General features: G+C 65.4%; 22 protein-coding genes. 11 read left to right on the top strand and 11 right to left on the bottom strand.

Going from position 1 to position 22,749, the window contains the following annotated elements; translation table 11 throughout:
* The first annotated feature begins 163 nt into the window (after window positions 1-163).
* On the top strand, window positions 164-2,914 hold the full coding sequence (locus tag V7D81_RS09490) for a restriction endonuclease (protein ID WP_324316037.1): 2,751 nt from the start codon (window positions 164-166) through the stop codon (window positions 2,912-2,914).
* Between the two features lie 47 nt (window positions 2,915-2,961).
* Here V7D81_RS09490 and V7D81_RS09485 read toward each other — a convergent pair whose 3' ends face one another.
* The 3 genes from V7D81_RS09485 to V7D81_RS09475 form a co-directional block, all read right to left on the bottom strand.
* Window positions 2,962-3,525 carry an SPOR domain-containing protein gene (locus tag V7D81_RS09485; protein WP_324316035.1) on the bottom strand — a complete coding sequence of 188 codons (564 nt, stop codon included), beginning with the start codon at window positions 3,523-3,525 and terminating at the stop codon, window positions 2,962-2,964.
* Complete coding sequence (gene argS / locus V7D81_RS09480; protein ID WP_324316033.1) at window positions 3,525-5,210, bottom strand: arginine--tRNA ligase; 1,686 nt, start codon at window positions 5,208-5,210, stop codon at window positions 3,525-3,527. The genes V7D81_RS09485 and argS overlap by 1 nt, the downstream gene beginning before the upstream one ends.
* Before the next feature lie 139 nt (window positions 5,211-5,349).
* Window positions 5,350-7,539, bottom strand: a complete 2,190-nt coding sequence (locus V7D81_RS09475) for a primosomal protein N' (protein WP_324316031.1) — start codon at window positions 7,537-7,539, stop codon at window positions 5,350-5,352.
* A 358-nt stretch (window positions 7,540-7,897) separates the two neighbouring features.
* Here V7D81_RS09475 and V7D81_RS09470 point away from each other — a divergent pair, with 358 nt between their 5' ends.
* A complete protein-coding gene (locus V7D81_RS09470) occupies window positions 7,898-9,061 on the top strand; it encodes a cation:proton antiporter (RefSeq protein WP_324316029.1) in 1,164 nt (387 codons plus the stop codon).
* Between the two features lie 246 nt (window positions 9,062-9,307).
* Here V7D81_RS09470 and V7D81_RS09465 read toward each other — a convergent pair whose 3' ends face one another.
* The 8 genes from V7D81_RS09465 to V7D81_RS09430 form a co-directional block, all read right to left on the bottom strand.
* A complete protein-coding gene (locus V7D81_RS09465; protein ID WP_324316028.1) occupies window positions 9,308-9,730 on the bottom strand; it encodes a hypothetical protein in 423 nt (140 codons plus the stop codon).
* Window positions 9,727-10,530 (bottom strand): beta-ketoacyl synthase chain length factor, encoded by an 804-nt coding sequence (locus tag V7D81_RS09460; protein WP_324316026.1) that lies wholly within the window; start codon window positions 10,528-10,530, stop codon window positions 9,727-9,729. The genes V7D81_RS09465 and V7D81_RS09460 overlap by 4 nt, the downstream gene beginning before the upstream one ends.
* Window positions 10,527-11,705 (bottom strand): beta-ketoacyl-ACP synthase, encoded by a 1,179-nt coding sequence (locus tag V7D81_RS09455; protein ID WP_324316024.1) that lies wholly within the window; start codon window positions 11,703-11,705, stop codon window positions 10,527-10,529. Before V7D81_RS09455 ends, V7D81_RS09460 begins: the two co-directional genes overlap by 4 nt.
* Window positions 11,702-12,610 (bottom strand): LpxL/LpxP family acyltransferase, encoded by a 909-nt coding sequence (locus V7D81_RS09450; protein ID WP_324316023.1) that lies wholly within the window; start codon window positions 12,608-12,610, stop codon window positions 11,702-11,704. The genes V7D81_RS09455 and V7D81_RS09450 overlap by 4 nt, the downstream gene beginning before the upstream one ends.
* A complete protein-coding gene (locus tag V7D81_RS09445) occupies window positions 12,607-12,930 on the bottom strand; it encodes a 3-hydroxyacyl-ACP dehydratase FabZ family protein (protein ID WP_324316022.1) in 324 nt (107 codons plus the stop codon). Before V7D81_RS09445 ends, V7D81_RS09450 begins: the two co-directional genes overlap by 4 nt.
* Entirely contained in the window at window positions 12,927-14,213 is a 1,287-nt protein-coding gene (locus V7D81_RS09440) for an AMP-binding protein (RefSeq protein ID WP_324316020.1), read from the bottom strand. The genes V7D81_RS09445 and V7D81_RS09440 overlap by 4 nt, the downstream gene beginning before the upstream one ends.
* A 5-nt stretch (window positions 14,214-14,218) precedes the next feature.
* Window positions 14,219-14,812, bottom strand: a complete 594-nt coding sequence (locus tag V7D81_RS09435; protein WP_324316018.1) for a hypothetical protein — start codon at window positions 14,810-14,812, stop codon at window positions 14,219-14,221.
* Window positions 14,813-14,873: 61 nt separating this feature from the next.
* The gene (locus tag V7D81_RS09430; RefSeq protein WP_324316017.1) at window positions 14,874-15,149 is read right to left on the bottom strand and encodes a phosphopantetheine-binding protein; all 276 of its coding nucleotides are present in this window, start codon (window positions 15,147-15,149) and stop codon (window positions 14,874-14,876) included.
* A gap of 142 nt (window positions 15,150-15,291) precedes the next feature.
* Between V7D81_RS09430 and V7D81_RS09425 the strand changes: the two genes are divergently transcribed.
* From V7D81_RS09425 to V7D81_RS09385, 9 genes are read left to right on the top strand one after another with little or no spacing between them, the layout of a single operon-like run.
* Window positions 15,292-16,131, top strand: coding sequence for a lysophospholipid acyltransferase family protein (locus V7D81_RS09425; protein ID WP_324316015.1), 840 nt, complete (start codon window positions 15,292-15,294; stop codon window positions 16,129-16,131).
* Window positions 16,122-16,391 carry an acyl carrier protein gene (locus V7D81_RS09420; protein WP_324316013.1) on the top strand — a complete coding sequence of 90 codons (270 nt, stop codon included), beginning with the start codon at window positions 16,122-16,124 and terminating at the stop codon, window positions 16,389-16,391. The genes V7D81_RS09425 and V7D81_RS09420 overlap by 10 nt, the downstream gene beginning before the upstream one ends.
* Window positions 16,392-16,401: 10 nt before the next feature.
* Entirely contained in the window at window positions 16,402-16,761 is a 360-nt protein-coding gene (locus tag V7D81_RS09415) for an ApeI family dehydratase (RefSeq protein WP_324316011.1), read from the top strand.
* A gap of 3 nt (window positions 16,762-16,764) precedes the next feature.
* Window positions 16,765-17,520 (top strand): glycosyltransferase family 2 protein, encoded by a 756-nt coding sequence (locus V7D81_RS09410; RefSeq protein WP_324316009.1) that lies wholly within the window; start codon window positions 16,765-16,767, stop codon window positions 17,518-17,520.
* Window positions 17,517-17,930 carry an acyl-CoA thioesterase gene (locus tag V7D81_RS09405; RefSeq protein ID WP_324316008.1) on the top strand — a complete coding sequence of 138 codons (414 nt, stop codon included), beginning with the start codon at window positions 17,517-17,519 and terminating at the stop codon, window positions 17,928-17,930. Before V7D81_RS09410 ends, V7D81_RS09405 begins: the two co-directional genes overlap by 4 nt.
* An 11-nt stretch (window positions 17,931-17,941) precedes the next feature.
* Window positions 17,942-18,604 carry an outer membrane lipoprotein carrier protein LolA gene (locus V7D81_RS09400; RefSeq protein ID WP_324316006.1) on the top strand — a complete coding sequence of 221 codons (663 nt, stop codon included), beginning with the start codon at window positions 17,942-17,944 and terminating at the stop codon, window positions 18,602-18,604.
* Window positions 18,601-20,985, top strand: a complete 2,385-nt coding sequence (locus V7D81_RS09395; protein ID WP_324316004.1) for an MMPL family transporter — start codon at window positions 18,601-18,603, stop codon at window positions 20,983-20,985. The genes V7D81_RS09400 and V7D81_RS09395 overlap by 4 nt, the downstream gene beginning before the upstream one ends.
* Complete coding sequence (locus V7D81_RS09390; RefSeq protein ID WP_324316002.1) at window positions 20,982-22,205, top strand: NAD(P)/FAD-dependent oxidoreductase; 1,224 nt, start codon at window positions 20,982-20,984, stop codon at window positions 22,203-22,205. Before V7D81_RS09395 ends, V7D81_RS09390 begins: the two co-directional genes overlap by 4 nt.
* Window positions 22,202-22,747, top strand: a complete 546-nt coding sequence (locus V7D81_RS09385; RefSeq protein WP_324316000.1) for a DUF3261 domain-containing protein — start codon at window positions 22,202-22,204, stop codon at window positions 22,745-22,747. The genes V7D81_RS09390 and V7D81_RS09385 overlap by 4 nt, the downstream gene beginning before the upstream one ends.
* Window positions 22,748-22,749 lie beyond the last annotated feature (2 nt).

Raw genomic sequence — 22,749 nt, 5'->3', positions numbered from 1 at the left:
GGAGGGCTTCACTGAAGCGGCGGGTGTCGAACTGCTTTCGCTCAAGCCCCGCGAGATCGTAGCGCTCGATTCGGTATTTCACGGCGCCGATCCGCTCAAGACCAATTTCGATCTTCAGTGCCGCGACGCCGGCGTGAAGTTCACCTGCGTGTAGGCGGCACGCATGAAGCTCAAATTCGATGCCAATGAGCCGTATCAGCTCGATGCGATTCGTGCGGTCGTGGATCTGTTCGCCGGGCAACCTTCTGCTTCGCAGTTCGAAGTGACGATGGCAGACGAGGGCTTGTCCAGCCTCAGGCTCACTGAAACCGGGCTGGCCAACCAGCGCGTCATCACTGACGAACAATGGCTGGACAACGTCAGAGCGGTACAGAAGGCCAATGGTTTGCCTCAGTCCGCCGAGCTTTCCCTGATGGAGCTGGCTGATGGCAAGGTCGCCGGCGCCTTCCCCAACTTCACTGTCGAAATGGAGACGGGCACAGGCAAGACCTACGTCTATCTGCGCACGGTACACGAGCTGTCGCGACTCTACGGTTTCAAAAAGTTCGTGATCGTTGTGCCATCTGTGGCGATTCGCGAGGGCGTGCTCAAAAACTTGCAGATCACTCACGATCACTTCCAGACGCTCTACGACTTCGAGCGCGTCGAGTTCTCCGTTTACGATTCCAGCCGGGTCAATCAGCTCCACAACTTCAGCCTGAGCAACTGCATCCAGATACTGGTGATCAATATCGACGCCTTCGCCAAGGACTCCCAGGAAGCCGCCGTTTCGGCCACAGCGAGGAAGAGCAGGGGCAATGTCATCAACCAGGTGCGCGAAACGGGCGTGCGTCCGATCGAGTTCATCCAGGCCGCACATCCCATCGTGATTCTTGATGAACCGCAGAATCTTGAGACCGATCTGCGAAAACAGGCCATCGCGCGCCTGAGCCCGCTGTGCTGCCTGCGCTACTCCGCCACGCATCGCGAGACATACAACCTCATCTACAAGCTCGATCCGGTCCGGGCCTATGAACTGGGCCTGGTGAAGCAGATCAGCGTGGACTCCGTAATCGAGTTGAGGGACGCCAATCAAGCCTATGTCGAGGTGGAAGGCTTCAGGGCAGGTAGGCGCTCGGTGGCGGCAAGACTGAGCCTGTGGGTCAACCAGAACGGCAGCCCCGGCAGGAAAACGCTCACGGTCAGGAATGGCGACGACCTTTACAGACTCTCCAATCAGCGCGAGATCTATCGCGATGGCTTCATCGTGAACGAAATCGATGTCGAACAGCGCTTCGTGCGTTTCGCCAATGATGTGACCGTGCGGCAGGGCCAGCCGCATGGCGCGCTCACCGATGCTGTTCTGCGATTGCAGATAGAGGCGACGATTCGCCGGCACTTCGAGAAGCAGGCCAGCCTGAAGTCCCTGGGGGTGAAGGTTCTATCGGTGTTCTTCATCGATCGAGTGATGAACTACCGGGTCTACAACGAGGATGGCAGTACATCTCTGGGGAAGTTCGGGCAATGGTTCGAGGAAATCTACGAGCAGTATCGGACCAGGCCAGAATTTTCCGGTCTGATCGAATTCGAAGCGGCGCTCGTGCACAACGGCTACTTCTCCGCTGACAAGCGTACGGTGACGCCCTTCGAGACGCGCGAAGGAAAATCCAACGCGGAGGCAGAAGCCAGCACGTTCGAACTCATCATGCGAGACAAGGAACGCCTGCTGGAGGCCGCCGAACCTCTGCGCTTCATCTTCAGTCACTCTGCCTTGCGCGAGGGTTGGGACAACCCGAATGTTTTTCAGATCTGCACGCTGGCGGAGACCAGCTCAGAGATCAGGAAGCGGCAGGAGATCGGGCGCGGGCTGCGCCTGTGTGTGAATGCAGCGGGCCAGCGCGTGCGAGACCGCGCTCTGAACCGCCTGACCGTCATCGCCAACGAGAGCTACGAAGATTTCGCGAAGCAACTGCAGGCCGAGATGGAAGAAGCAGGAATCTCCTTCAGGAAGGAGATGGTGCAGAACGAGCGCGAGAAAATTACGGTGCGCCTGCGAAAAGGGTACGAGACCGACGCGCAGTTCCTCAAACTGTGGGGGCATATCCGCACGCGCACACGTTACCGCGTGCACTACGACACCGATGACCTGATTGCCAGAGCGGCCCATCGCATCGGGCGGCAGATGCCTGTGCTTGAGCGACCCAAGGTGGCACTGGCTCGCGCCGATCTCACCGTAGACAAGACAGGCGTGTCAGGGGTCCAAACCGGCTTTCGCGCGCAAGTGGTCGAAGCGCGCTATGTGATGCCGGACTTCGTGGGGCAGATACAGACCAGGACGGGGTTGTCCAGATCGACGGTGGCCCGAGTACTATTGGAGTCTGGCCGCCTGGGGGATGCCGTGAACAATCCACAGGCATTCATTGAGGGCGCGACCGATGTCATCAATGCAGTCAAACGGGAGCTGCTGGTGGACGGCGTGGAATATCTGAAACTCGACGATCAGATATACGAGATGCATCGCTTCGAAAGCGAGGATCTGAGGGAGGCGTTCGAGTCCAATGCCATTGCCATCGACAGACTGGACAAGACACTGTTCTCGCACATCGTGATCGACGCTGACTCCGGCCCGGAGCGCAGATTCGTGGAAGCCTGCGAAGCCAACGACGACGTGCTGTTCTACATCAAACTGCCGGCGTGGTTCGTGATCGAAACGCCGGTCGGCTCATACAACCCGGACTGGGCACTCGCCTATCGCAACGACAAGACGCTCTACTTCGTTGCGGAAACCAAGGATACGGGTGACAAGGAAGGTGTATCTCTCGATCTGCTGCGGCCCATCGAACAGCTCAAGATCGAATGCGGCCGGCGTCACTTCAGGAATTTCGAAGAAGTGCAGTTCAGGGTCGTTAAGTCGCTACGGGAGCTGATGACGTAAGGTTTCAAGCAGCGTTCAGTAGATTGGGTTGGTTGCCAGGAGACTCTTTATTCCCCCACCCGAATCACCAACGCCTCGATCTGCGACTGCCGCAGCTTGCTGCGCGTCTCTTCGAGTTTCTGCAGGTTCGTGATCGGGCCGATGCGGACGCGGTGCCAGGTGTCGTTGTCGACCGTGACCTTCTGGATTTTCGATTCGACGCCCTGCAGGGCGATGAGCGCGCGGACGCGGTCGGCGTCGGCCATGTTGCGGAAGGAGCCGGCCTGCAGGATGTAGGCGCCGGGTTTCTGCACCGATGAGGTCGCGCCGCTGGCGGTCGATGTGCCGTCCTTCTCGGGAATGACCACTTCGAATTTCGGCAGCATTTCGTAGAAGTCGAACTGGGTTTCCGGTTCCTGCGAGGCCGGGGCCGGTTTGCCGTTCGATGATTCGCCATCATTCGTCATCGGCGCCGCTTCTCTTGCGACTCGCGCTTCGGGCCGGCGATCGTAGAGATACACGCCGACGGCGACCGCCAGGCCGAAGGCGAGACCGAGCACGAAGCCGGCGACGCCGGACAGGCCGGAGCTTCCGCCCGAGCTGCGCTTGCTGTGTTTGTAGTCGCGCGCCACTACATCTTCTCCGGCGCCGATACGCCCAGCAGCTTCAGGCCGTTGCCGATCACCTGGCGCGTGGCGGCGACCAGGTTCAGGCGGGCGTTGCGCAGGTTGATGTCGTCGACCAGGAACTGGTGCGCGTTGTAGTACGTGTGGAAATCGGCAGTGAGATCGCGCAGGTAGTGCGCGACCTGGTGCGGTTCGAGCGCGTTCGCGGCGTTCTCCAGCAGTTCCGGGAAGTACGTGAGGCGGCGAATGAGGGCCTTTTCCTGCGGCTCGACCAGCAGGGCCACATGACTGTCGCCGATCTCGCGGTCATGCATGAAGCCCTTTTCCTGCGCCTGCCGGAACACGCTGCAGACGCGCGCATGCGCGTACTGCACGTAGTACACGGGATTCTCCTCGCTCTGCGCGCGCGCGAGATCGATGTCGAACACGAACTCCGAATCCGCTTTGCGCGACACCAGGAAGAAACGCACGGCGTCGCGGCCGACCCACTCGATCAGATCGCGCACCGTGACGTACGAGCCGGCGCGCTTGGAAATCTTCACTTCCTCGCCGCCGCGCATCACCTTGACCATCTTGTGCAGCACGTAGTCGGGATAGCCCGGCGGGATGCCGAGATCGGCGGCCTGCAGGCCGGCGCGCACGCGCGCGATCGTGCCGTGATGATCGGTGCCCTGCACGTTGATGGCCTTGCGGAAACCGCGCTGCCACTTGGTGATGTGATAGGCGACGTCGGGCACGAAGTAGGTGTACGTGCCGTCGGACTTGCGCATGACGCGGTCCTTGTCGTCGCCGTACTCGGTGGTGCGCAGCCACAGCGCGCCGTCCTGTTCGTAGGTCTTGCCGCTGGCGACCAGTCGCTGCACGGTCTCTTCGACCTTGCCGTCGGTGTAGAGGCTCGACTCCAGATAATAGATGTCGAAGTGCACGCCGAACTTCTGCAGGTCGATGTCCTGTTCGCGGCGCAGGTAGGCGACGGCGAACTTGCGGATCGCATCGAGATCGTCGGGCTTGCCGTTCGCCTTCACCGGTTCGCCATCGAGCGCGTGCACGCTGTTCTTCGCGAGGAATTCGTCAGCGATGTCCTGGATGTAGTCGCCGTTGTAGGCAGCTTCCGGCCAGCCCGCTTCGCCCGGCTTGATGCCGCGCGCACGCGCCTGCACCGACAGTGCGAGGTTCTGGATCTGCACGCCGGCGTCGTTGTAATAGAACTCGCGGCTGACCTCGTAGCCCTGCGTCTGCAGCAGCGACACCAGCGCATCGCCGAGCGCCGCCTGCCGGCCGTGACCGACGTGCAGCGGCCCGGTGGGATTCGCGGAGACGAACTCGACCAGCGATCGGGTGCCGCTGCCGTGCTGGCTGTAGCCGTAGACCGGACCGAAATCGAGGATGCGCGCCAGTTCCTGCTGATACGCCGCCGCCGACAGATGGAAATTGATGAACCCCGGCCCGGCGATCTCCGCCTTCGCGATCAAGTCGCTGGCGGGAATCGCATCGAGCAGCGCCTGCGCCAGCTGGCGCGGATTCTTGCGTGCGGGCTTGGCGAGCTGCAGCGCCAGGTTGGTGGCGAAATCGCCATGAGCAGCATCGCGCGTACGCTCGATGGTGATGGTCGGGCGGATGTCGGCGGGCAGAACGTCCGCGGGCAGGGTCGCAAGCGCGGCCTGTAGCAACTTTTCGATCTGGTATTTCACGAAGGGGTTCGGGGCGGTTCAATGAGGCCGCAGTCTAGCAGCGGCTACAGGCTACAGGCTGCAGGCGACTGCCAGAGGTCCCGAATGCGCGTGTTCCGCTTCTGGCCAGTTGCCAGTCGCCTGTAGCCTGTAGCCTTTCCTAGAACAACTCCCCCGGATCCACATCGATCGACCACCGCACCCTGCGCGCTTCCGGCAGGCCTTCGAGCTGCGGAATCCAGCGGCTCAGCAGGCGCTGCAGCGGCTGGTGCGTCGCCGCCTGCAGCAACAACTGCGCGCGATGCCGGCCGGCGCGGCGTTCCATCGGGGCGGGCGCCGGGCCGAGGAATTTGACGCCGCGAATGCCGTGTTCCCGTGCGGCGGCGAGCGCGGCCTGCAGGAAATTCCGGGGCTCGGCCGAATGCGTGGCCTCGGCCCGCAGCAGCGCGATGCGCGAAAACGGCGGCCAGCCGGCTTGCTCGCGCTCCTGCAATGCGCCCGCGGCGAAGGCGTCGTAGCCGCCCTTCAGCAACAGGTTGAGCAGCGGATGTTCCGGATACTCGGTCTGGATCAGCACTTCGCCCGGCTGTGCGGCGCGGCCCGCGCGACCGGCCACCTGCACGATCGTCTGGGCGAGGCGTTCGCTGGCGCGGAAGTCGGTGCTGAACAATCCCTGGTCGGCGTTCAGCACGACCACCAGCGTCACGTTGGGGAAATGATGACCCTTCGTCAGCATCTGGGTGCCGACCAGCAGCCGGATCTCGTTGCGATCGACTTTCGCCAGCGTCTCTTCGAGTTCGCCCTTGCGCCGCATGCTGTCGCGATCGATGCGCGCCAGCGGCACCTGCGGAAACATCCGTTCGAGCGTTTCCTCGATGCGTTCGGTGCCCTGTCCGACGGGCTTCACCTCGGCGAAGCAGCTCGGGCATTCGACGACGGCGGACTGCTGCGAGCCGCAGTGATGACACAGCAGCGCCGTCGAATTGCGATGCACGGTCAGGTTCGCGTCGCAGCGTTTGCAGTGCGCGGACCAGCCGCAGGCTGGACAGAACAGCACCGGCGCATAGCCGCGGCGATTCAGGAACAGCAGCACCTGGCGGCCGGCATCGAGATGCCGCTGCATCGCCATGAGCGCCGGCGTCGCGATGCCCTGCGCGGCAGCGTGTCGTCGCAGATCGATCAGCGCCAGTGTCGGCGGACGCGCATCGGCGGCGCGATGCGGCAGCGTCAGCAGCGAACCGGGCTGCTGGCGGGCGCGATTCAGGCTTTCGAGCGAGGGCGTGGCCGATCCCAGCACGACCGGGATCCGCAGGCGTTGCGCGCGCACGATGGCGAGATCGCGCGCCGAGTAGCGAAAGCCTTCCTGCTGCTTGAACGAGCTGTCGTGTTCCTCATCGACGACGATCAGCCCGGGTCGTGCGAGCGGCACAAAGATCGCCGAGCGCGTGCCGATCACGATGCGCGCCGCGCCGCTGCGTGCATCGCGCCACGCGCTCAGCCGTTCGCCATCGCTCAGGCCCGAATGCAGGATGGCGAGTGCGGTGTCGAAGCGCTCGCGGAAGCGTGCGATGAGCTGCGGCGTCAGTGCGATTTCCGGCACCAGCACCAGCGCCTGTTCGCCGCGTTCCAGCACGGTGGCGATGGCGTTGAGATACACCTCGGTCTTGCCGCTGCCGGTGACGCCGTGCAGCAGCCAGGTGACGAACGTGCCGAGCGAAGCGCGGATGCGTTCGACGGCTGCGGCCTGTGCGTCGTTGAGTGCGGGACCATCGCGCCGTGCCGCCGCGGCGACGGCGGCGGCGATCTGTGTACGAGTGAACTGTTCCGCGTAGCCGCGATCACGCAGCTTGCGCAGCGTTTCACGCGACAGGCCCGCGGCATCGAGTACGTCTGGCGCCAGCTCCGGCGCGTCGAGCAATGCCTGAACGGCCGCGCGCATCTGTTTCGCCCGGGCGGGAAGATCCGCCAGCGCCTGATCGCGACCGGCGGCGGTCAGTCGCCACAGCGTGGTTTCTGCGATCGCCGGCGCGCCCTGGCGCAACGGCCCCGGCAAGGCCGCCGCAATGACTTCTCCCAGCGGATGACGGTAGTAGTCGGCCGACCAGCGCAGCAGGTCCAGCAGGCCGGGATCGAAAGTCGGCTGTTCGTCGATCAGCCCCTGCGCCGAGCGCAGCTTGTCTTCGGCAACCTCGCTGTGCTGCCGGCATTCGACCACCACGCCGACGATGCGCCGCCGGCCGAACGGCACCCGGACCCGATGCCCCGGCCGCACCTGACCGGCCCAGTCCGCGGGCGCGCGATAGTCGAATACGCGCCGCAGCGGCGTATCGATGGCGACGGCAAGGATCACGGACTCAGGCCTCACTCCAGGCCTCTGCCGCCAGCGAAAAAGAGGACGGCGGGCCTTTGTGGACAACTCTGTGCATTGATTGGATCAACCGTTCCGGACGCGCCTCCGGCGGGCAGGTATGTGCCGGGGTCGAATTGTCAGCGAGCATCATTTTGCAAGGCCAAACAGTCACTTGCTTCCTGCGCGGCGGTGCAGGACCAGGCCGGTAGACACTCCCTTAACGCAGCCGTCATGGTGTGGGCAAAGCAGGTCCGCCGACGGTGGGGCAAGTTCATGATTCTGGCGGCTCCGGGACGCGGGAAGCGGCATCGTACAATCGCGCGCCCGCGCCGCGCCCACTGATAACGACAAGAACCGCATGTCCCTGATCGTCAGTCTGTTCCTGCTGCTGGGCCTCGCCCATGGTCTCGGCACCCTGGCCCGTCGTTTCGGTCTGCCCGCGCTGGCCGGCCACATGATCGCCGGCATTCTGGTCGGTCCGTCGGTGCTGGGCGGGATCGCCCCGGGACCGGGGCTGGGCGCCGTCGCCGACATCGCCGTCTTCTTCGTGGTGCTGACCGCCGGCCTCGAAATGCGGCTGCAGCACGTGACCGACGTGCTGCGCGGCCGTGGCGCGCTCTCGCTGTTTGCCGGCTTCGCCGTGCCGGTGTGCGTCGGCGGCGCAGTGGCCTTCGCTTTCGAACTGCCGTCGATTCCGGCCATCGTGGTCGCGCTGTGCATCGCCGTCACCGCGCTGCCGGTGGCGCTGCAGATCCTCAGCGGCTTCAACATGCTCGGCACGCGCATCGCCAGCGTCACGGTCTCGGGCGCGCTGCTGTCGGACATCCTGGTGTTCCTGATCCTCGGCGTACTCATCGAACTGTCGGGCTCGGCGCGGCCGGCGACCGAAGCCGTCGGTATCGCGTTCGTCAAACTGGCTGGACTGGTGCTGGCCATCGTCGCCGCGCAGTTCGCCTGCGTGCAGGTGATGAAGCGGCGCGCCGCACCCGTGGAATCGACTTCGAACGGCGCCTCGTCGGGCAACCTCGCCTTCGTGCTGCTCTTCGTGCTCGGACTCGGCGCACTGAGCGAACTGCTGGGATTCCATTTCGCCATCGGCGCGTTCTTCGCGGCCATGATGGTGACGCCGGAGCTCATCGGCGATTCATCGTTCGACCGCCTGGAGCGCACCTGCGACGTGCTTACCGCGAGCCTGTTCGGTCCGGTCTTCCTCGCCTACCAGGGCCTGCAGTTCCATTTGCAGACGCTGAGCCAGCCGGCGTTCATCGGCGCGCTGATCGTCGGCGCCGTCGTGTCCAAAATGCTCAGCGGCTACCTGGTCGGCCGGATGCAGGGCATGTCGAAACACGATGCCTGGGGCGTCGGCATCGTCATGAACGCCCGCGGCGTGATGGAGCTCGTCATCGCCAGCATCGCCTTCCGCGCCGCCCTGGTCGACGGCCAGATCTTCTCGGCGCTGCTGATCGTCGGGCTCGTCACCACCGTGCTGACGCCGCTGATGCTGCGGGCGTGGCAGAGGTAGGAGAAGAGTTTCACACGGAGAGCACGGAGAGCACGGAGTTCGGAGAAGCAGAAGAGAATTTCCACGGGGGACACGGGGAACACGGGGACAAGAAAATTTTCTTCTCTGAGACCCCGTGTTCCCCGTGTCCCCCGTGGAAAATTCTTTCTCTTGACTCCGTGCTCTCCGTGAACTCCGTGTGAAACTCCTCATCGCCTGTGGGGCCGGCTTTAGCCGGCCTTTTTCGAAGTCAGGCTGAAGCCTGACCTACAGGAGGACCCCGAACGCGATGGCGATGCGGCCTTCGCACAGCAATCGTTCACCGGCGCGTACGTTGAAGTCGTAGAGCGAGCCGTCGCGCTGGGCGAGTCGTCGTACGGCATGAACGGTGAGGTCGGCGTCGATCGTGTCGATGCGGTCGGTGTGCAGGCGGATGTCGCGCAGCGCGGCGAGCATGCCGGGTTGTGCGTTGCCGCCGGCGAGCAGTGCGCCGTGGGCGGCCATGGCCTGGGCGGCGTACTCGGTCAGGTGCAATGCGGCGAGTTGTCCGTCGCGGCGCAGCGCATGGCCGGGATCGCGATGCGTGCCGGTCGTGCATTCGATGTCGCGATCGGAATGCGCGATCACGCGATCCAGCAGGCACATGCGGCCGGCGTGCGGGATGAGCTGCAGCAGTTGCTCGCGGTTCATGGCGCGTGCAGATCGACGGCGAGATTGCGGCTGTTGGCGTTCGGCAGGATCACGCGACCAAAGTCGCGCGCAGCGAGCCGTTGCAGCAACGGCAAGGCGCGCGCTGCAGGATTGCCCGAACGCAAGGATTCCAGCGCCGCGTCGGGCAGCAATGTTTCCGGCTCCATCGTCGTTGCGCAGGAAAGCGCCGCGAGCGTCTTCGCCGTCGCCTGCTGCGTGAGCACCAGCGCGACGGCAACCGGATGCGCGATCGGTCGCTTCGCGTGCAGCGGTTCCGGCGCCGGCAGATCGAACGCCACCAGCAGCACATCGCAGGCATCGACCTCAACCAGCAGGCTCGCTTCGAGCAGTCCGGCGGCGAACGAGCCGTCGTAGGCACTGATCGTCGTCGAGGCCGCGCGCGAACCGACGGCGATGCTCCAGTAGCCGGCCGCGGCGTTGTGGACGGAATTGTGGAAGTCGGTCGGCGAAATGAATCGCGGACTCGCCGTCAGCGCGAGACTGATGCGATGGATGATGCCGAGATCGGCATCGGAGGAGGCGAACACGGTCGCGAGGTTCGCAGCCGGTATCGAGGTTCCCTGCATCGCATCTTCAGCGGCCTGAAATGCCAGCCGGATGGCCGGCGTCGCGCGGCGTCGCTCATTGGCCGGCAGCAGGGCCGGTGTGTGCGGTGGCAGCGGTGTGTTCTCGCAGGGCTGTTCGCCGCGCAGTGCGGCGCGCGCCTGCTGCCATGACGGCAGTCCGGGTGCTGCGAGTCCGACCGCTTCGATGAATATCGGTTTGGTGGCCGGCTTCATGCGGCTTTCCCGAACAGCAGACTGCAGTTGCTGCCGCCGAAGCCAAAGGAATTGCTCAGCACACGCAAGACAGGCGTGCTGCGGTTCGCAAGCAGGATGTTCGCCTCGATCGCTGGATCCTTGCTGCGCGTGTTCAGGCTGCGCGGCAGCAGATCGTTTTCGATCGTCAGCAGGCTGATGACGCTTTCGACGATACCGGCCGCGCCGAGCGTGTGCCCGGTCCAGCCCTTGGTCGAACTGCAGGGCGTGGCGGTACCGAATACGCTGCAGACCGCGCGGCTTTCGGCCTGATCGTTCGCCACCGTGCCGGTGCCATGCAGGTTGATGTAGTCGATCTGCGCGGGTTCGAGATTCGCACTCGCGAGAGCCGCGCGCATGGAGGCTGCGGCGCCGCTGCCTTCCGGGTCGGGCGAGGACATGTGATACGCATCGCTGGTTTCGCCGTAGCCGAGCAACCGCAAACCGCCGTCGGCGTGCGGATCGAGCAATGCGAAACCGCCGGCTTCGCCGATGGAAATGCCATTGCGTGCGCTGTCCGCCGGACGACAGATGTCCGGCGACACGAGCTGCAGCGAGTTGAAACCATAGAGCGTCGTCAGGCACAGGCTGTCGACGCCGCCGACCACCGCGGCATCGCACGCGCCAGCGGCAATCGCGCGCCGTGCCGCGGCGAAGACTTTCGCGCTCGACGAACAGGCGGTGGAAATGGCGAACGACGGGCCGCCCAGGCCCAGACGCTGCGCAACGAAATCCGCGACCGAGAAAATGTTCTGGGTAGGGCGATGCACGAACCAGTCCGGCAGCGCGTTCGATTGCGGATCGCGCGCGCGATAGGCGAGTTCGGTGTGATGCACGCCGGAGGTGCTGGTACCGATGAACACGCCGATGCGCGCTGCACCGTGGCGACGTACGCAGGCTGCGACGGCATCGAGGAAGCCGTCCTGGTTCAGCGCAAACTCGGCAAGCCGGTGGTTGCGACAGTCCCAGTGCGCGAGCGATCCGGTCAGCGCCACGTCGAAGTCGCGCACTTCGCCCAGCCAGCAGTCGAGCGTGTTGGTGTCGAACGTCAGCTTGCGCAGACCGCTGGTGCCGGCCTGCAGCGCGCGCGCGTGCGCCGCGTGTCCCGCGCCGAGCGCGGAGCTGACGGTGTAGGCGCTGATCGGAAGCGGCTTCATGCAATCCAGTAATCGTAGAAGTTGAACCAATTGTACGGAGCGATGCGAACGTAATGTTCGAGCCGCTGCGCATAGCGCTGGGCGCAGTCGGCAATGGCTGCGTCCCGATTCTCGCGCGGCAGTCGCAGCGACTCGCTGAACAGTTCGAAATGCGCGGTATAGCGATTGCCGCCGTGATGGCAGCCGAAACCCAGCACCACAGGCACCTGCAGCGCATGGGCGAGCTGCCATGGTCCGACCGGCAGGCGTGCGCGACCGCCCAGGAAGTCGACGGCGACGGCACGTTCGGTGGCGAGCGCGCGGTCCGCCATGATGCCGACCATGCGTCCTGCCTGCAGTGCCTCCTTCAGGTTCAGTACGAGCTGCGGTCCGCGTTGCGATGCATCGATGATGCTGCCGGCGAGTTCGGGATTCAGTCCTTCCAGCAGCGCCATGAGCATGCGGCCATGCTGGCGGTCGAGCAGGATCGACAGCGGCAGCCGACGTTGATCGACCGCGATCAGCCGCAGCGATTCGGCGCTGCCGAAGTGCGCGACGAACAGCAGGCAGCCCTGGCCGCGCGCGACGGCAGCGCGGACCGCTTCGGGACGTTCGACCGCGACGTCGAGTTCCTGGTAGCGCTTCGAGAGCAGGAAGATGCGATCGAGCGTGCAGCTCGCGAAGGCGAAGAAATGCCGCCAGTGATCGCGCCAGCGCGGCTCGCGGTTCAGCGCTCGCTGCAAGTAATCCCGCGAGGCGCGTCGCGCCGCCGGGCTCGTCAGCAGGAAGTACGCGACGATCGGATACAGCACGGGCCGCACCGTCGAGCGGCGCAAATGCGTCGCGAGCCAGACGATCAGCCGCACCATCGACGGTGTGCTGCGTTCCTTGTGACTGCGCCAGTCCTGCTGCGGTGTGTCCGTCACGCCGCCGCTCCGCACGACAAGACGAACGTGCCTTCGAAGACGGGCGACTGCCGGCGCGATCCCTGGAATCGCGCGCGCAGCGTGCCCTCGTTGTCAGGCGTGAACTCGATGCGCAGTTCGATGCGTTCCTGAGGCAGCACGGGCTGCAGGAATTTCACGGTTGGCATCGAGAGCAGCATGCAGGGCCGCTGCGTCCGGATCGCGGCCAGCACGGCATCGAGCAGCACGACGCCGGGAACGATCGGGTTGCCGGGAAAATGGCCGGCGAGCGACGGATGATCCGCCGGCACGACGATCTCGCCGATCAGGGTGTCGTTCATGGTCGAACCTGCCTCAGCAACTGCAGCAGCGCTTCGCGCGGCAGCTTGCCTACGTCGTTGCGCGGCAGGCGCTCGACGATCAGCAGCGGTCGCGGCACGAAGACCGGTTCCATCTGCCGTCGCAACGCATCGAGGATGTCGCTGGCCTGGCGCCCGGGCGCGACGACGAGCGCGACGGGACGTTCTTCGGATTCGCGAACGAACACCGCGGCATCGACGACGCCGGGCACGGCCAGCACCTGACGCGTCAGTTCCTGCAATGACGTGCGCTTGCCGGCCACCTTGATCATGTCGCCCGCGCGCCCGCGCAGGACGAACTCGCTGTCGCCGAGCGGCTCGATCACGTCCTGCAACGGCGTGGCCGTCGGCAGTTGCGGCGCGCGATATTCGGCGTTGCCGTTCACCTGCACGATCGTCCCGTCGCGCAGCGTGCGCCAGCGTTCCGTCGCGGTGGTGCGGCGATGCGCCATCACGCCGGCTTCGGTGCAGCCGTAGATCTCGACCACTTCCGTCTGCCAGCGGGCCTCGATGCGGCGTGCGAGTTTGACAGTCAGCGGCGCAGTGGCCGAGACCACGCGATGCAGCGGCGGCAGTTCGATGCTCGATTCCGCCAGTACTTTGAGATGCGCCGGCGTCGTCACCAGTGTGCGCGGCGCCGGCATGCGCCGCAGCGCATCGCGCACGTCGGCGGGAAAGAACGGCCGGCGATCACAGAGACAGCAGCCGGCGCTGAGCGCGCCGATCAGAGACGCCTCCAGGCCATACATGTGTTGCGGCGGCACCGTGGCGACGACGCTCGATCCCGGTCCGCCCAGCACGTCTTCTGTCGCGAGCCGCGAGTTGTGGAACAGGCTGCCCCAGGTTTTCGGATGCGCCTGCGGTCGGCCAGTCGTGCCGGACGTGAACGCGATGGCGACGATGCGATCCGCCGGCAGCTGCCAGTCGGGCGTGGGCGCCGCCGACTCCCGCGAGGACAGGTGACGCGCAACGCTCGCATCGTCGATGACGTGATGATCGGGATAGTCGCGCTGCAGTTCGGCGATCACGCCCGTCGCCTGACTGGAGGGGAGCAAGATGATTTGCCCGCGCAGCCACGCGGCGACGCAGCCCAGCAGGAAGTGATAACGATTCTCGGCGAGATTGATCGCATGCGTAGCTTGCGGCAGCGCCTGCGCCAGATGCTGCGCGTGAGCGACGAACTGTCCGGCGCTGACCGGCGCATCGCCGTAGTACGCGATGCGGGCATCGAGCGCATCGGTCGCCAGCAAGGGCAGCACCTGCATCGTCCTCAGATCCTGATGCGGGTGCGCGCGAGCCGCCGCAGATACCGGAACAGGCCGTCGTGCTCGTGATGCCGGAAGCGGATGCGCCGATACGCATACTCCAGGACGAACACTGCGCCGAGCAGCAGGTAATGAATGACATTCGTCATCAACGACCACAGCGGCGGTGCGGCGAACAGCGCGAGCAGCACGGCCGAGACGAACAGTGCCGCGCAGACGCCGCACCACAGTTGTGTGACATGCCGCGTGTAGATCACGAGGTCCTCGGGCAGCGGACCCTCATGCATCGCGCGCGCGATGCGCGTGACGAGCGGCGTCTGGCCCGCGCGCAGCGAACCTGCAAACAGCGCGAACAGGGCAGCAGGAATCGCCGCGGGCGGGATGTACAGCGCATACAGGCCATTGCCTGCGACGACGAGCCAGTAGAGCAGGGCGCTGCCCGCGATGAGCACGATCCAGGCCCACGGCCGGCGATGGATCAGTGCGCCGCCGATCGAGATGCCGAGCAGCCACACCAGCGCCAGCCATTCGAGCCGCCGGTCGTGCAGCATCACGGCGAGATGGGCGAGCAGCGGATAGCCGAGGGCGAGCCAGAACATCGCGCACTAGTCCGTAGCGGGGTCGGTCGCGGTGCGCGGCGCGCTGCTCACGCCGCCGCTCTCAGGTCCGGCGTTGCAGGACGTGCCCGGTCAGCGACCGCAGCGACGCAAAGGCCGATTTCACGGCAGCATCGTCGGAGCGCAGCTCCACGCCGTACTGCTGCTGGATCATCAGGGCGATTTCCAGGGCATCGATCGAATCGAGCCCGACACTGCCCGCGCCGCCGCCGAACAGCGGCGCGGTCGGCGCGATCGCTTCCGGCGCGATGTGTTCGAGGCCGAGCGCCTGCACCAGGCGCTGCGCCATGAGCGATTCTTCCGCCGTCTGACCGGACATTATTGCTTCCGTCTCCAAGGCTGTTTTGCGGCGCGACAGTCTATACTCCGCCGTCTCATCGCGCGATTTCATCGTCGCGGATTACACAACGAAACAACGATCGCCAAACAACGATCGAAGTGGCGGACAGAGGTACGGATCGATGTCGGGGTCGATGTCGGGAAAGGGCGGCAAGCTCGATCACGCGTGGCGGGTGTTCGCCACCGGGTTTGTGTTCGTGCTGTTCGGGCTCGGCGCGCTGTTCATCAGCCTGACCATGTTTCCGCTGCTGCGCCTGTCGGCGTGGGACACGGCCGTCGCGCGTCGCCGCATCCAGCGCGGCATGCAGGGCACGTTCCGGCTCTACATGGAAATCATGCGCGTGCTGGGCATCCTCACGTACACCGTCGAGGGAGCCGAGCGCCTGCGCGAACCGGGACGGCTGGTCGTCGCGAATCATCCGACACTGATCGACGTCGTCCTGCTGGTATCCCTGATGCCGTCGGTCGATTGCATCGTAAAACGTGGCCTCTGGCGCAATCCCTTCCTGCGCTGGCCGGTATCATGGGCCGGCTACATTCCGAACTCGGACGGGGAAGAACTGATCGAGGGATGTGCGACGACGCTCAAGCGCGGACACTCGCTGCTGGTGTTCCCGGAGGGGACGCGCACCGTGCCCGGACGGCCGTTGCGCATGCAGCGTGGTGCAGCGCACATTGCGCTCGCCGCCGACGTCGAGATCCTGCCGGTGACCATCACCTGCGATCCGCCGACCCTGTTCAAAGGGAATCCCTGGTATCGCGTGCCGGCGCGGCGTTTCCACATGCACGTGGTCGCAGGCAGTCCGGTCGCCTCGCGCGACTTCCGACACGGCGACGAAGCGCCTGCGCGCTCGGCGCGCCGGCTGACCCAGTGGCTGCTCGCCTATTACGGCGCGCAGGATAGTCAAGACATGCAGCGGCCGAGTGCCGTTGCCAGTACGGAATTGATGACATGTCAGTGACCCCCAAATCGCGCGAAGAAATCCTCACGTACCTGCGTGACGTACTGGTCGAACTGTTCGAACTCAGGCCCGGGCAGATCGTGCCCGAGGCGAATCTCTACACGGACCTGGACATCGACAGCATCGATGCCGTCGACCTGATCCTGAAGCTCAAGGAGCTGACCGGCCGCAAGATCCAGCCGCAGACGTTCAAGCACGTGCGGACGGTCGGCGACGTCGTCGATGCGATCGAAGCGTTGATGACCAATCCGGCAGCCTGATGCGCAAGTCGTGCGAGCGCCCGAGCCCGTCATCCTGCTGCCCGAGATCGACTCGTTCGAACGCCGTCCTGACGGGCTGAACCTGCAGTTCGTCGTTCCCGCAGACCTCGGTTATTTCGCCGGACACTTTCCCGGCGTGCCGCTGCTGCCCGGTGTCGTGCAGATCGGCTGGGCGGTGGAGCTGGCGCGCCAGCACGTGCCGTTCGATGCGCAGTTCCGTGCGCTGGCGGGAGTGAAGTTCATGCGCGTGATTCAGCCGGGCGCGACGGTGGCGCTGCAACTGGCGTTCGATGCGGCGGCGCGCGAACTGTCGTTCGAATACCGATGCGGTGGTCAGCCGTGTTCGGGCGGTCGTGCGCTGTTCCAGTAGCGCATGAAGATCTGCATCGTCATTCCCTTCTACAACCACCCCGGCGCCATCGCGCAGGTCGTGGATGCCTTGAAGCCGCTCGACCTGCCGTGCCGCATCGTCGACGACGGGTCGGATGAAGCATCGCAAGGCGTGCTGGCGCAGATCGCGGCGCGCGAAGACTGGGTCTCGGTGCAGCGCCTGCCGGCGAATCGGGGCAAGGGCGGCGCCGTCATGGCGGGTTGCGATGCCGCGCTGGCTGCCGGTTTCACGCATGCCCTGCAGATCGATGCGGATGGACAGCACGACGCCGCCGACGTGCCGCGATTGCTGGAGCAGGCGCAGCGACATCCGCAAGCGCTGGTCAGCGGGCACGCGGTGTATGACGAGTCCGTGCCGCGCTCGCGCCTGTACGGCCGCTACCTCACGCACGTGTGGGTGTGGATCAACACGCTGTCGTTCGAGATCCGCGATTCCATGTGCGGGCTGCGCGTGTATCCGCTCGCGCCGACCTGTGCGATCTGGCGCCGGCATCGCCTCGGCCGGCGCATGGATTTCGATACCGAGATCCTGGTGCGTCTGAGCTGGAGCGGCGTTGCGATCCTCAGCATGCCGACGCGCGTCACCTATCCCGCCGACGGCGTGTCGCACTTCAAACTGCTCAAGGACAACGTCTACATCAGCCTCATGCACGCGCGCCTGTTCGCCGGCATGTTGCTGCGGTTGCCGCTGCTGCTCGGCCGTCGCGTCAGGCAGCGTATGCAGAAGGTCGCCGCATGAGGCAGTTCGAAGCGGAAGTCGACATCACCGTGCCGTTCCACGACATCGATTCGATCGGCGTCGCCTGGCACGGGCACTACGCCAAGTATTTCGAGATCGCGCGCTGCGCGTTGCTCGACAGCTTCAATTACGGTTACGACGCCATGCGCGAATCCGGCTTCATGTGGCCGGTGATCGACATGCGTATCCGCTACATCAAGCCGGTCCGTTTCGGTCAGCGTGTCATCGTCAAAGCGACACTGCGCGAATGGGAGAACCGCCTGCTGATCGACTACCTGGTCAGCGACCAGGCGAGCGGGCAGCGACTCACCCGCGGCACGACGTCGCAGGTGGCGGTCGACATGAAGAACGGCGAAATGTGTTTCGTATCGCCGGCTATCCTGTTCGAACGTCTCGGGATCGAGCGATGAGGAGGATTCTCATGAGGCTGCGACTCGCGCCGCTGCTCCTGTTGCTGTGCGGCGTCTGCACGCACGCGGCGGTCGATCCGTTCGCGCACCCGGCAACGGGCGAGGCACTGCTGCGTTCGACGCTGGCGCGTCCCGCGGTGCAGCTCGCCAAAGCGCAGGTGCTGAAGGGGCGCTTCACGCACAGCAAGCACCTGAGCGAGATTCCGCAGCCGCTGGTGGCCAGCGGCGAGTTCATTTTCGCGCGCGATCTGGGCGTGTACTGGCACACGCAGCAGCCGTTCGATTCGGTCGTCGTGCTGACCAACAGCGGTATCGTGCAGCGCGATGAAGGCGCGCAGACGCTGCAGTTGTCCGCCGACGAACAGCCGGCCGTGCGCGTGATCGCCAACATCTTCCTCGCCCTGTTCACGCTCGACGTGACCAGCCTCAGCCGCAACTTCGATCTTTATGGTCTCAGCCAGGGAGAGCGCTGGATCATCGGCCTCAAGCCGCGTTCCAGCGCCATCGCCAGCGTCTTCCGGCAGGCGACCGTCACCGGGTCGGGCGATGTCGAACAGGTGGTGCTGACCGATGCGCACGGCGACCGCACCGTCATCGATCTGTCGGCCATCGAATACTCCGAGGCAGCAGCAGGCGCCGACGTGCGCGCGCTGTTCGCGCCGGCGAAGCCATGAGCATTGCGTTGCCTGCGTCGATCCGCACGCGCTTCATCGCGTGGAGCGCGCTCATGCTCGCGTTGCTCGGCGTGTTCGCCTGGCGTGTGCTGCCGCATCTCAAGGTCGAAACCGACATCCTGGCGCTGCTGCCGCAGACGCAGCAGGACCGCGACCTGGACGCGGCGCTGCAGGCGTTCTCCGCCGAACTCGCACGCAAGCAGATTTTCCTGATCGGCAGCGACAGGCTGGCCGATGCGAAAGTGGCCGCCGCCGGTTTCGCGCGCGAACTGCAGGCATCGGGCGCCTTCGAGAGCGTGCAGCTCGAACTCGATGCGGACCTGCAGCAGCGCGCCGCCGTCTATCTGGCGCATCGCGCCTTCCTGCTGTCGCCGCAGGATCGACAGGTGCTGACCGACGGCAATACCGATTCGTTGCTGAAGCGTGCATTGCGTGCGGCCTACACGCCCACCGGCCTCATGCAGCCGCTGAGCCTCGCGCAGGATCCGCTGGGATTCACCAACAATTTCCTGCGCGCGCAGACGCCGGTATCGGGCAAGGCGCGGCTCGAAGGTTCGACGCTGGTCGTCGAGCACGAAGGCCGCAGCTATGTGCTGGTGCTGACGGAGAACGAAGGCAGTCCCTTCGCCTCGTCGGTGCAGGAGCAGGTCATGCCGGCCATCGCGCAGGCGAAACTGACCGCCAGCCGCGCCGTGCAGGCGCCGGTCGAGATCGTCAGTTCCGGCGCCATCCAGCACGCCGCCGCCGCCGCCAAGCGCGCGGAACACGAGATATCGACCTTCGGCACGATCGAATCGATCGCCGTGGTGCTGTTGCTGCTGCTGGTGTTCGGCGCGATGCGGCCGCTGCTGCTCGGCGTGCTGACGTTGTCGCTGGCCGTCGTCGCGGCGTTCACGGTCGTGCATTTCGTGTTCGGCGAAGTGCACCTGCTGGCGCTGGTGTTCGGGTCGAGCCTGATCGGCAGCGTCATCGACTATTCGATTCATTTCTTCGCCGACCGCTTCCGCGATCCGGCGCGCTGGACGCCGGTCGAGGCCGCGCAGCATGTCGGGCCGGCGATCCTGCTGGGATTGACGACGACATTGATCGGCTACGTCGTGCTGGCCATCGTGCCGTTTCCGGGCCTCAAGCAGATCGCCGTGTTCTGCATGGTCGGGCTCGTCGTCGGCTGCGGTAGCGTGCTGTGTCTGTATCCGGTGCTGGCGCAGACGAAGCGCAAACGCCTGCCGCGACTCGGTACGCGTCTGGGCGGCGCGCTCGATCGCTTCCTGCAGCGCTGGCGCTGGACCACGCCGAAGTTCGCGGTGCTGGCCGTGCTCGCCATCGGCGTGGCTTTCGGCATCGCGCGACTGCAGGTGCAGGACGACGTGAAGGCGCTGCAGCAGTCGCCGGCTGAACTGGTGCGTGATGAGCAGCGCGTGCGCGAGCTGCTGGGCAGCGGCATCGAGACACGCTTCTTCCTGGTGTCGGGCGACTCGGCGCAGGCGGTGCTGGAAGCCGAGGAACGACTGTCGCAGGTACTGGATCGGTTCGTCGCCGATCGCACCATCGCGTCCTATCAGTCGGTGAGCAACAGCCTGTCGTCGCAGGCGCGACAGCAGCGCAATCGCGAACTGCTGGCGCAGCAGGTCTATGCGCCCGGTGCACTGTTCGATCAGGTGATGAATGCCTTCGGTTTCTCCGCCGCAGCGATGGAGCGGCGCCGCACCGAGTTCGACGCGGCGACGACACCGCTGGGTGTCGAGGAATGGCTGAACAGTTCTGCCTCGCAGGGCCTGCGGCATCTGTGGCTGGGGCAGGTGGGTGCGCGCTACGCCAGCATCGTCACATTGGGCGGCATCAATGACGTGCCGGCGCTTGCAGCGCTCGAACTGCCGGGTGTGCGCCTGATCGACCGCGTCGCCGAAACCAGCGGCATTCTCAGCCGCTATCGCCACACCATGACGCTGCTGCTGGCCGTGATCTATGCAGTCGCGGGCGCGGTGCTGCTGATCCGCTTCGGCTGGCGCGATGCGCCGCGCATGCTGCTGCCCTCGGTCGCCGCGACGCTGACGACGCTCGGCCTGTTCGGCTGGCTGGGCGTGCCCTTCAATCTGTTCACGCTGCTGGCGCTGTGGCTGGTGCTCGGGCTCGGCATCGACTACGGAATTTTCCTGCGCCACGGCCGCGACCATCGCCCGACGGCGATTCTCAGCGTCACGCTTTCCGCGTGCACGACGCTGATCGCCTTCGGTCTGCTGGGTCTGAGCGCGACGCCGTTCATCCGCACCATCGGTCTCACGTTGTTGTGTGCGATCACGCTGTCGTGGTCGTTCGTGTTGCTCAGTTGTCTTACCCGGTTCACATCGCGCGCGGCGCGAGAAGAGAAAGCGATTCCATGACTGACGTATTGATCATCGGTGCGGGTCCGGCGGGCTCGATGGCGGCGGCGCTGCTGGCGCAGAAGGGTTATGAAGTGCTGGTGCTGGAGAAGCAGCGCTTTCCGCGCTTCTCCATCGGCGAGAGCCTGCTGGGCAACACCACGCAACTGCTGGATGAAGCCGGCATGCTGGATGCGGTGATCGAAGCCGGCTTCCAGTTCAAGAACGGCGCGGCCTTCGCGCACGGCCAGCGCTACTCCGAGTTCAACTTCGCCGACAAGGCGTCGACCGGTCATGCGTTCGCCTTCCAGGTGCAGCGTGCGCGCTTCGATCAGGTGCTGGCCGGCGAAGCCGTGCGTTTCGGCGCGCAGGTCCGCTACGAAACCGCGATCACCGCCATCGATGTGTCGGGCGAGCGGCCGGTGGTCACGAGTGCGGCCGGCGATGAGGTCGTCACGCATCGGCCACGCTTCGTGCTGGATGCCAGCGGCTTCGGCCGCACCTTGCCGCGTTTGCTCGATCTGGATCGACCCTCGGACCTGGTGCAGCGCGCCGCGCTGTTCGTGCACGTGAAGGACAACATTCCTGCCGGCGCCTTCGACCGCCAGAAAATCCGCGTCGGTGTGCATCCGACCGACAAGGATGTCTGGTCGTGGCTGATTCCGTTCTCCGACGGCACGGCGTCGATGGGCATCGTCGCCACGCCGGAGCATCACGCGCAGTTCAAGGGCACGCTCGATGAGCGCATGTGGCAGCTCGTCGCCGACGAGCCGATGCTGGCGGCGCTGCTCAAGGACGCGGTGGTGACGCGTCCGGCGGCCGAACTCTCCGGCTATTCCGCCAAGGTCAGCCGCATGCACGGCCCGGGCTTCGCGCTGCTGGGCAACGCGGCGGAATTTCTCGATCCGGTGTTTTCCTCGGGCGTCACACTGGCGATGCAGTCGGCCAAGCTCGCCAGCGGCCTGCTCGACCGCCAGTTGCGCGGCGAAACGACCGACTGGCAGACACAGTTCGCCGAGCCGCTGTCGTATGGCGTGGAAACCTTCCGCACCTTCGTCACCGGCTGGTACGGCGGCGCGCTGCAGGACGTGATTTTCGCCGAGCACAAGGATCCGGGCATCCGCCGCATGATCTGTTCGGTGCTGGCGGGCTATGCCTGGGATCCGCAGAACCCGTACACCGGACCGCAATCCAGTCGCCGGCTGCGTGCGCTGGCGGAGACGATTCGGGCAGGACGATGAAGGCAGTCGTCGTCATCCTCGCGGCATTGCTGCTCACGGCCTGCGCCAGCACGCCGACCGCGCCTGCGCCGTCGCGACCGCTGGTGTCGCCGGCAACGCTCGGCAGCGAACGCGCAGTGAATCAGATCGTGCGCGGAGCGATCGGCGCGCGCGAGATGACGATCAACTGCGTCGTCACCGTGAAGGACGGCACGATGACGGTCGTCGGCTTGAGCGCGATGGGCGTGCGACTGTTCACCCTGCGTTACGACGGCACGACGGTGCAGGCCGAGAAGGGCCTGCCGACACCGGAGCAACTGACGCCGGAACGTCTGCTCGCCGATCTGCAGCTCGTGTTCTGGCCGCTCGCGAGCCTGCAGAAACCGCTGCAGGACGCCGGCTGGCAAGTCAGCGAACCCGCCACAGGCACACGTCGCCTGCGTCGCGGCGATCTTCTGGTTGCGGAAGCGCACTACGCCGATCAGGATCCCTGGGCGGGACGCAGCTGGCTCGTGAACTTCGAGTACGGCTACTCGCTGCAGATCGACAGCAAGGCGCTGTAACC

This window comes from Povalibacter sp., assembly GCF_036735925.1.
In the GTDB taxonomy this organism is placed as follows: Bacteria; Pseudomonadota; Gammaproteobacteria; order Steroidobacterales; family Steroidobacteraceae; genus Steroidobacter.
Note: the sequence above shows the minus strand (reverse complement) of the source record. Positions and strands in the feature narration are given on the sequence as shown.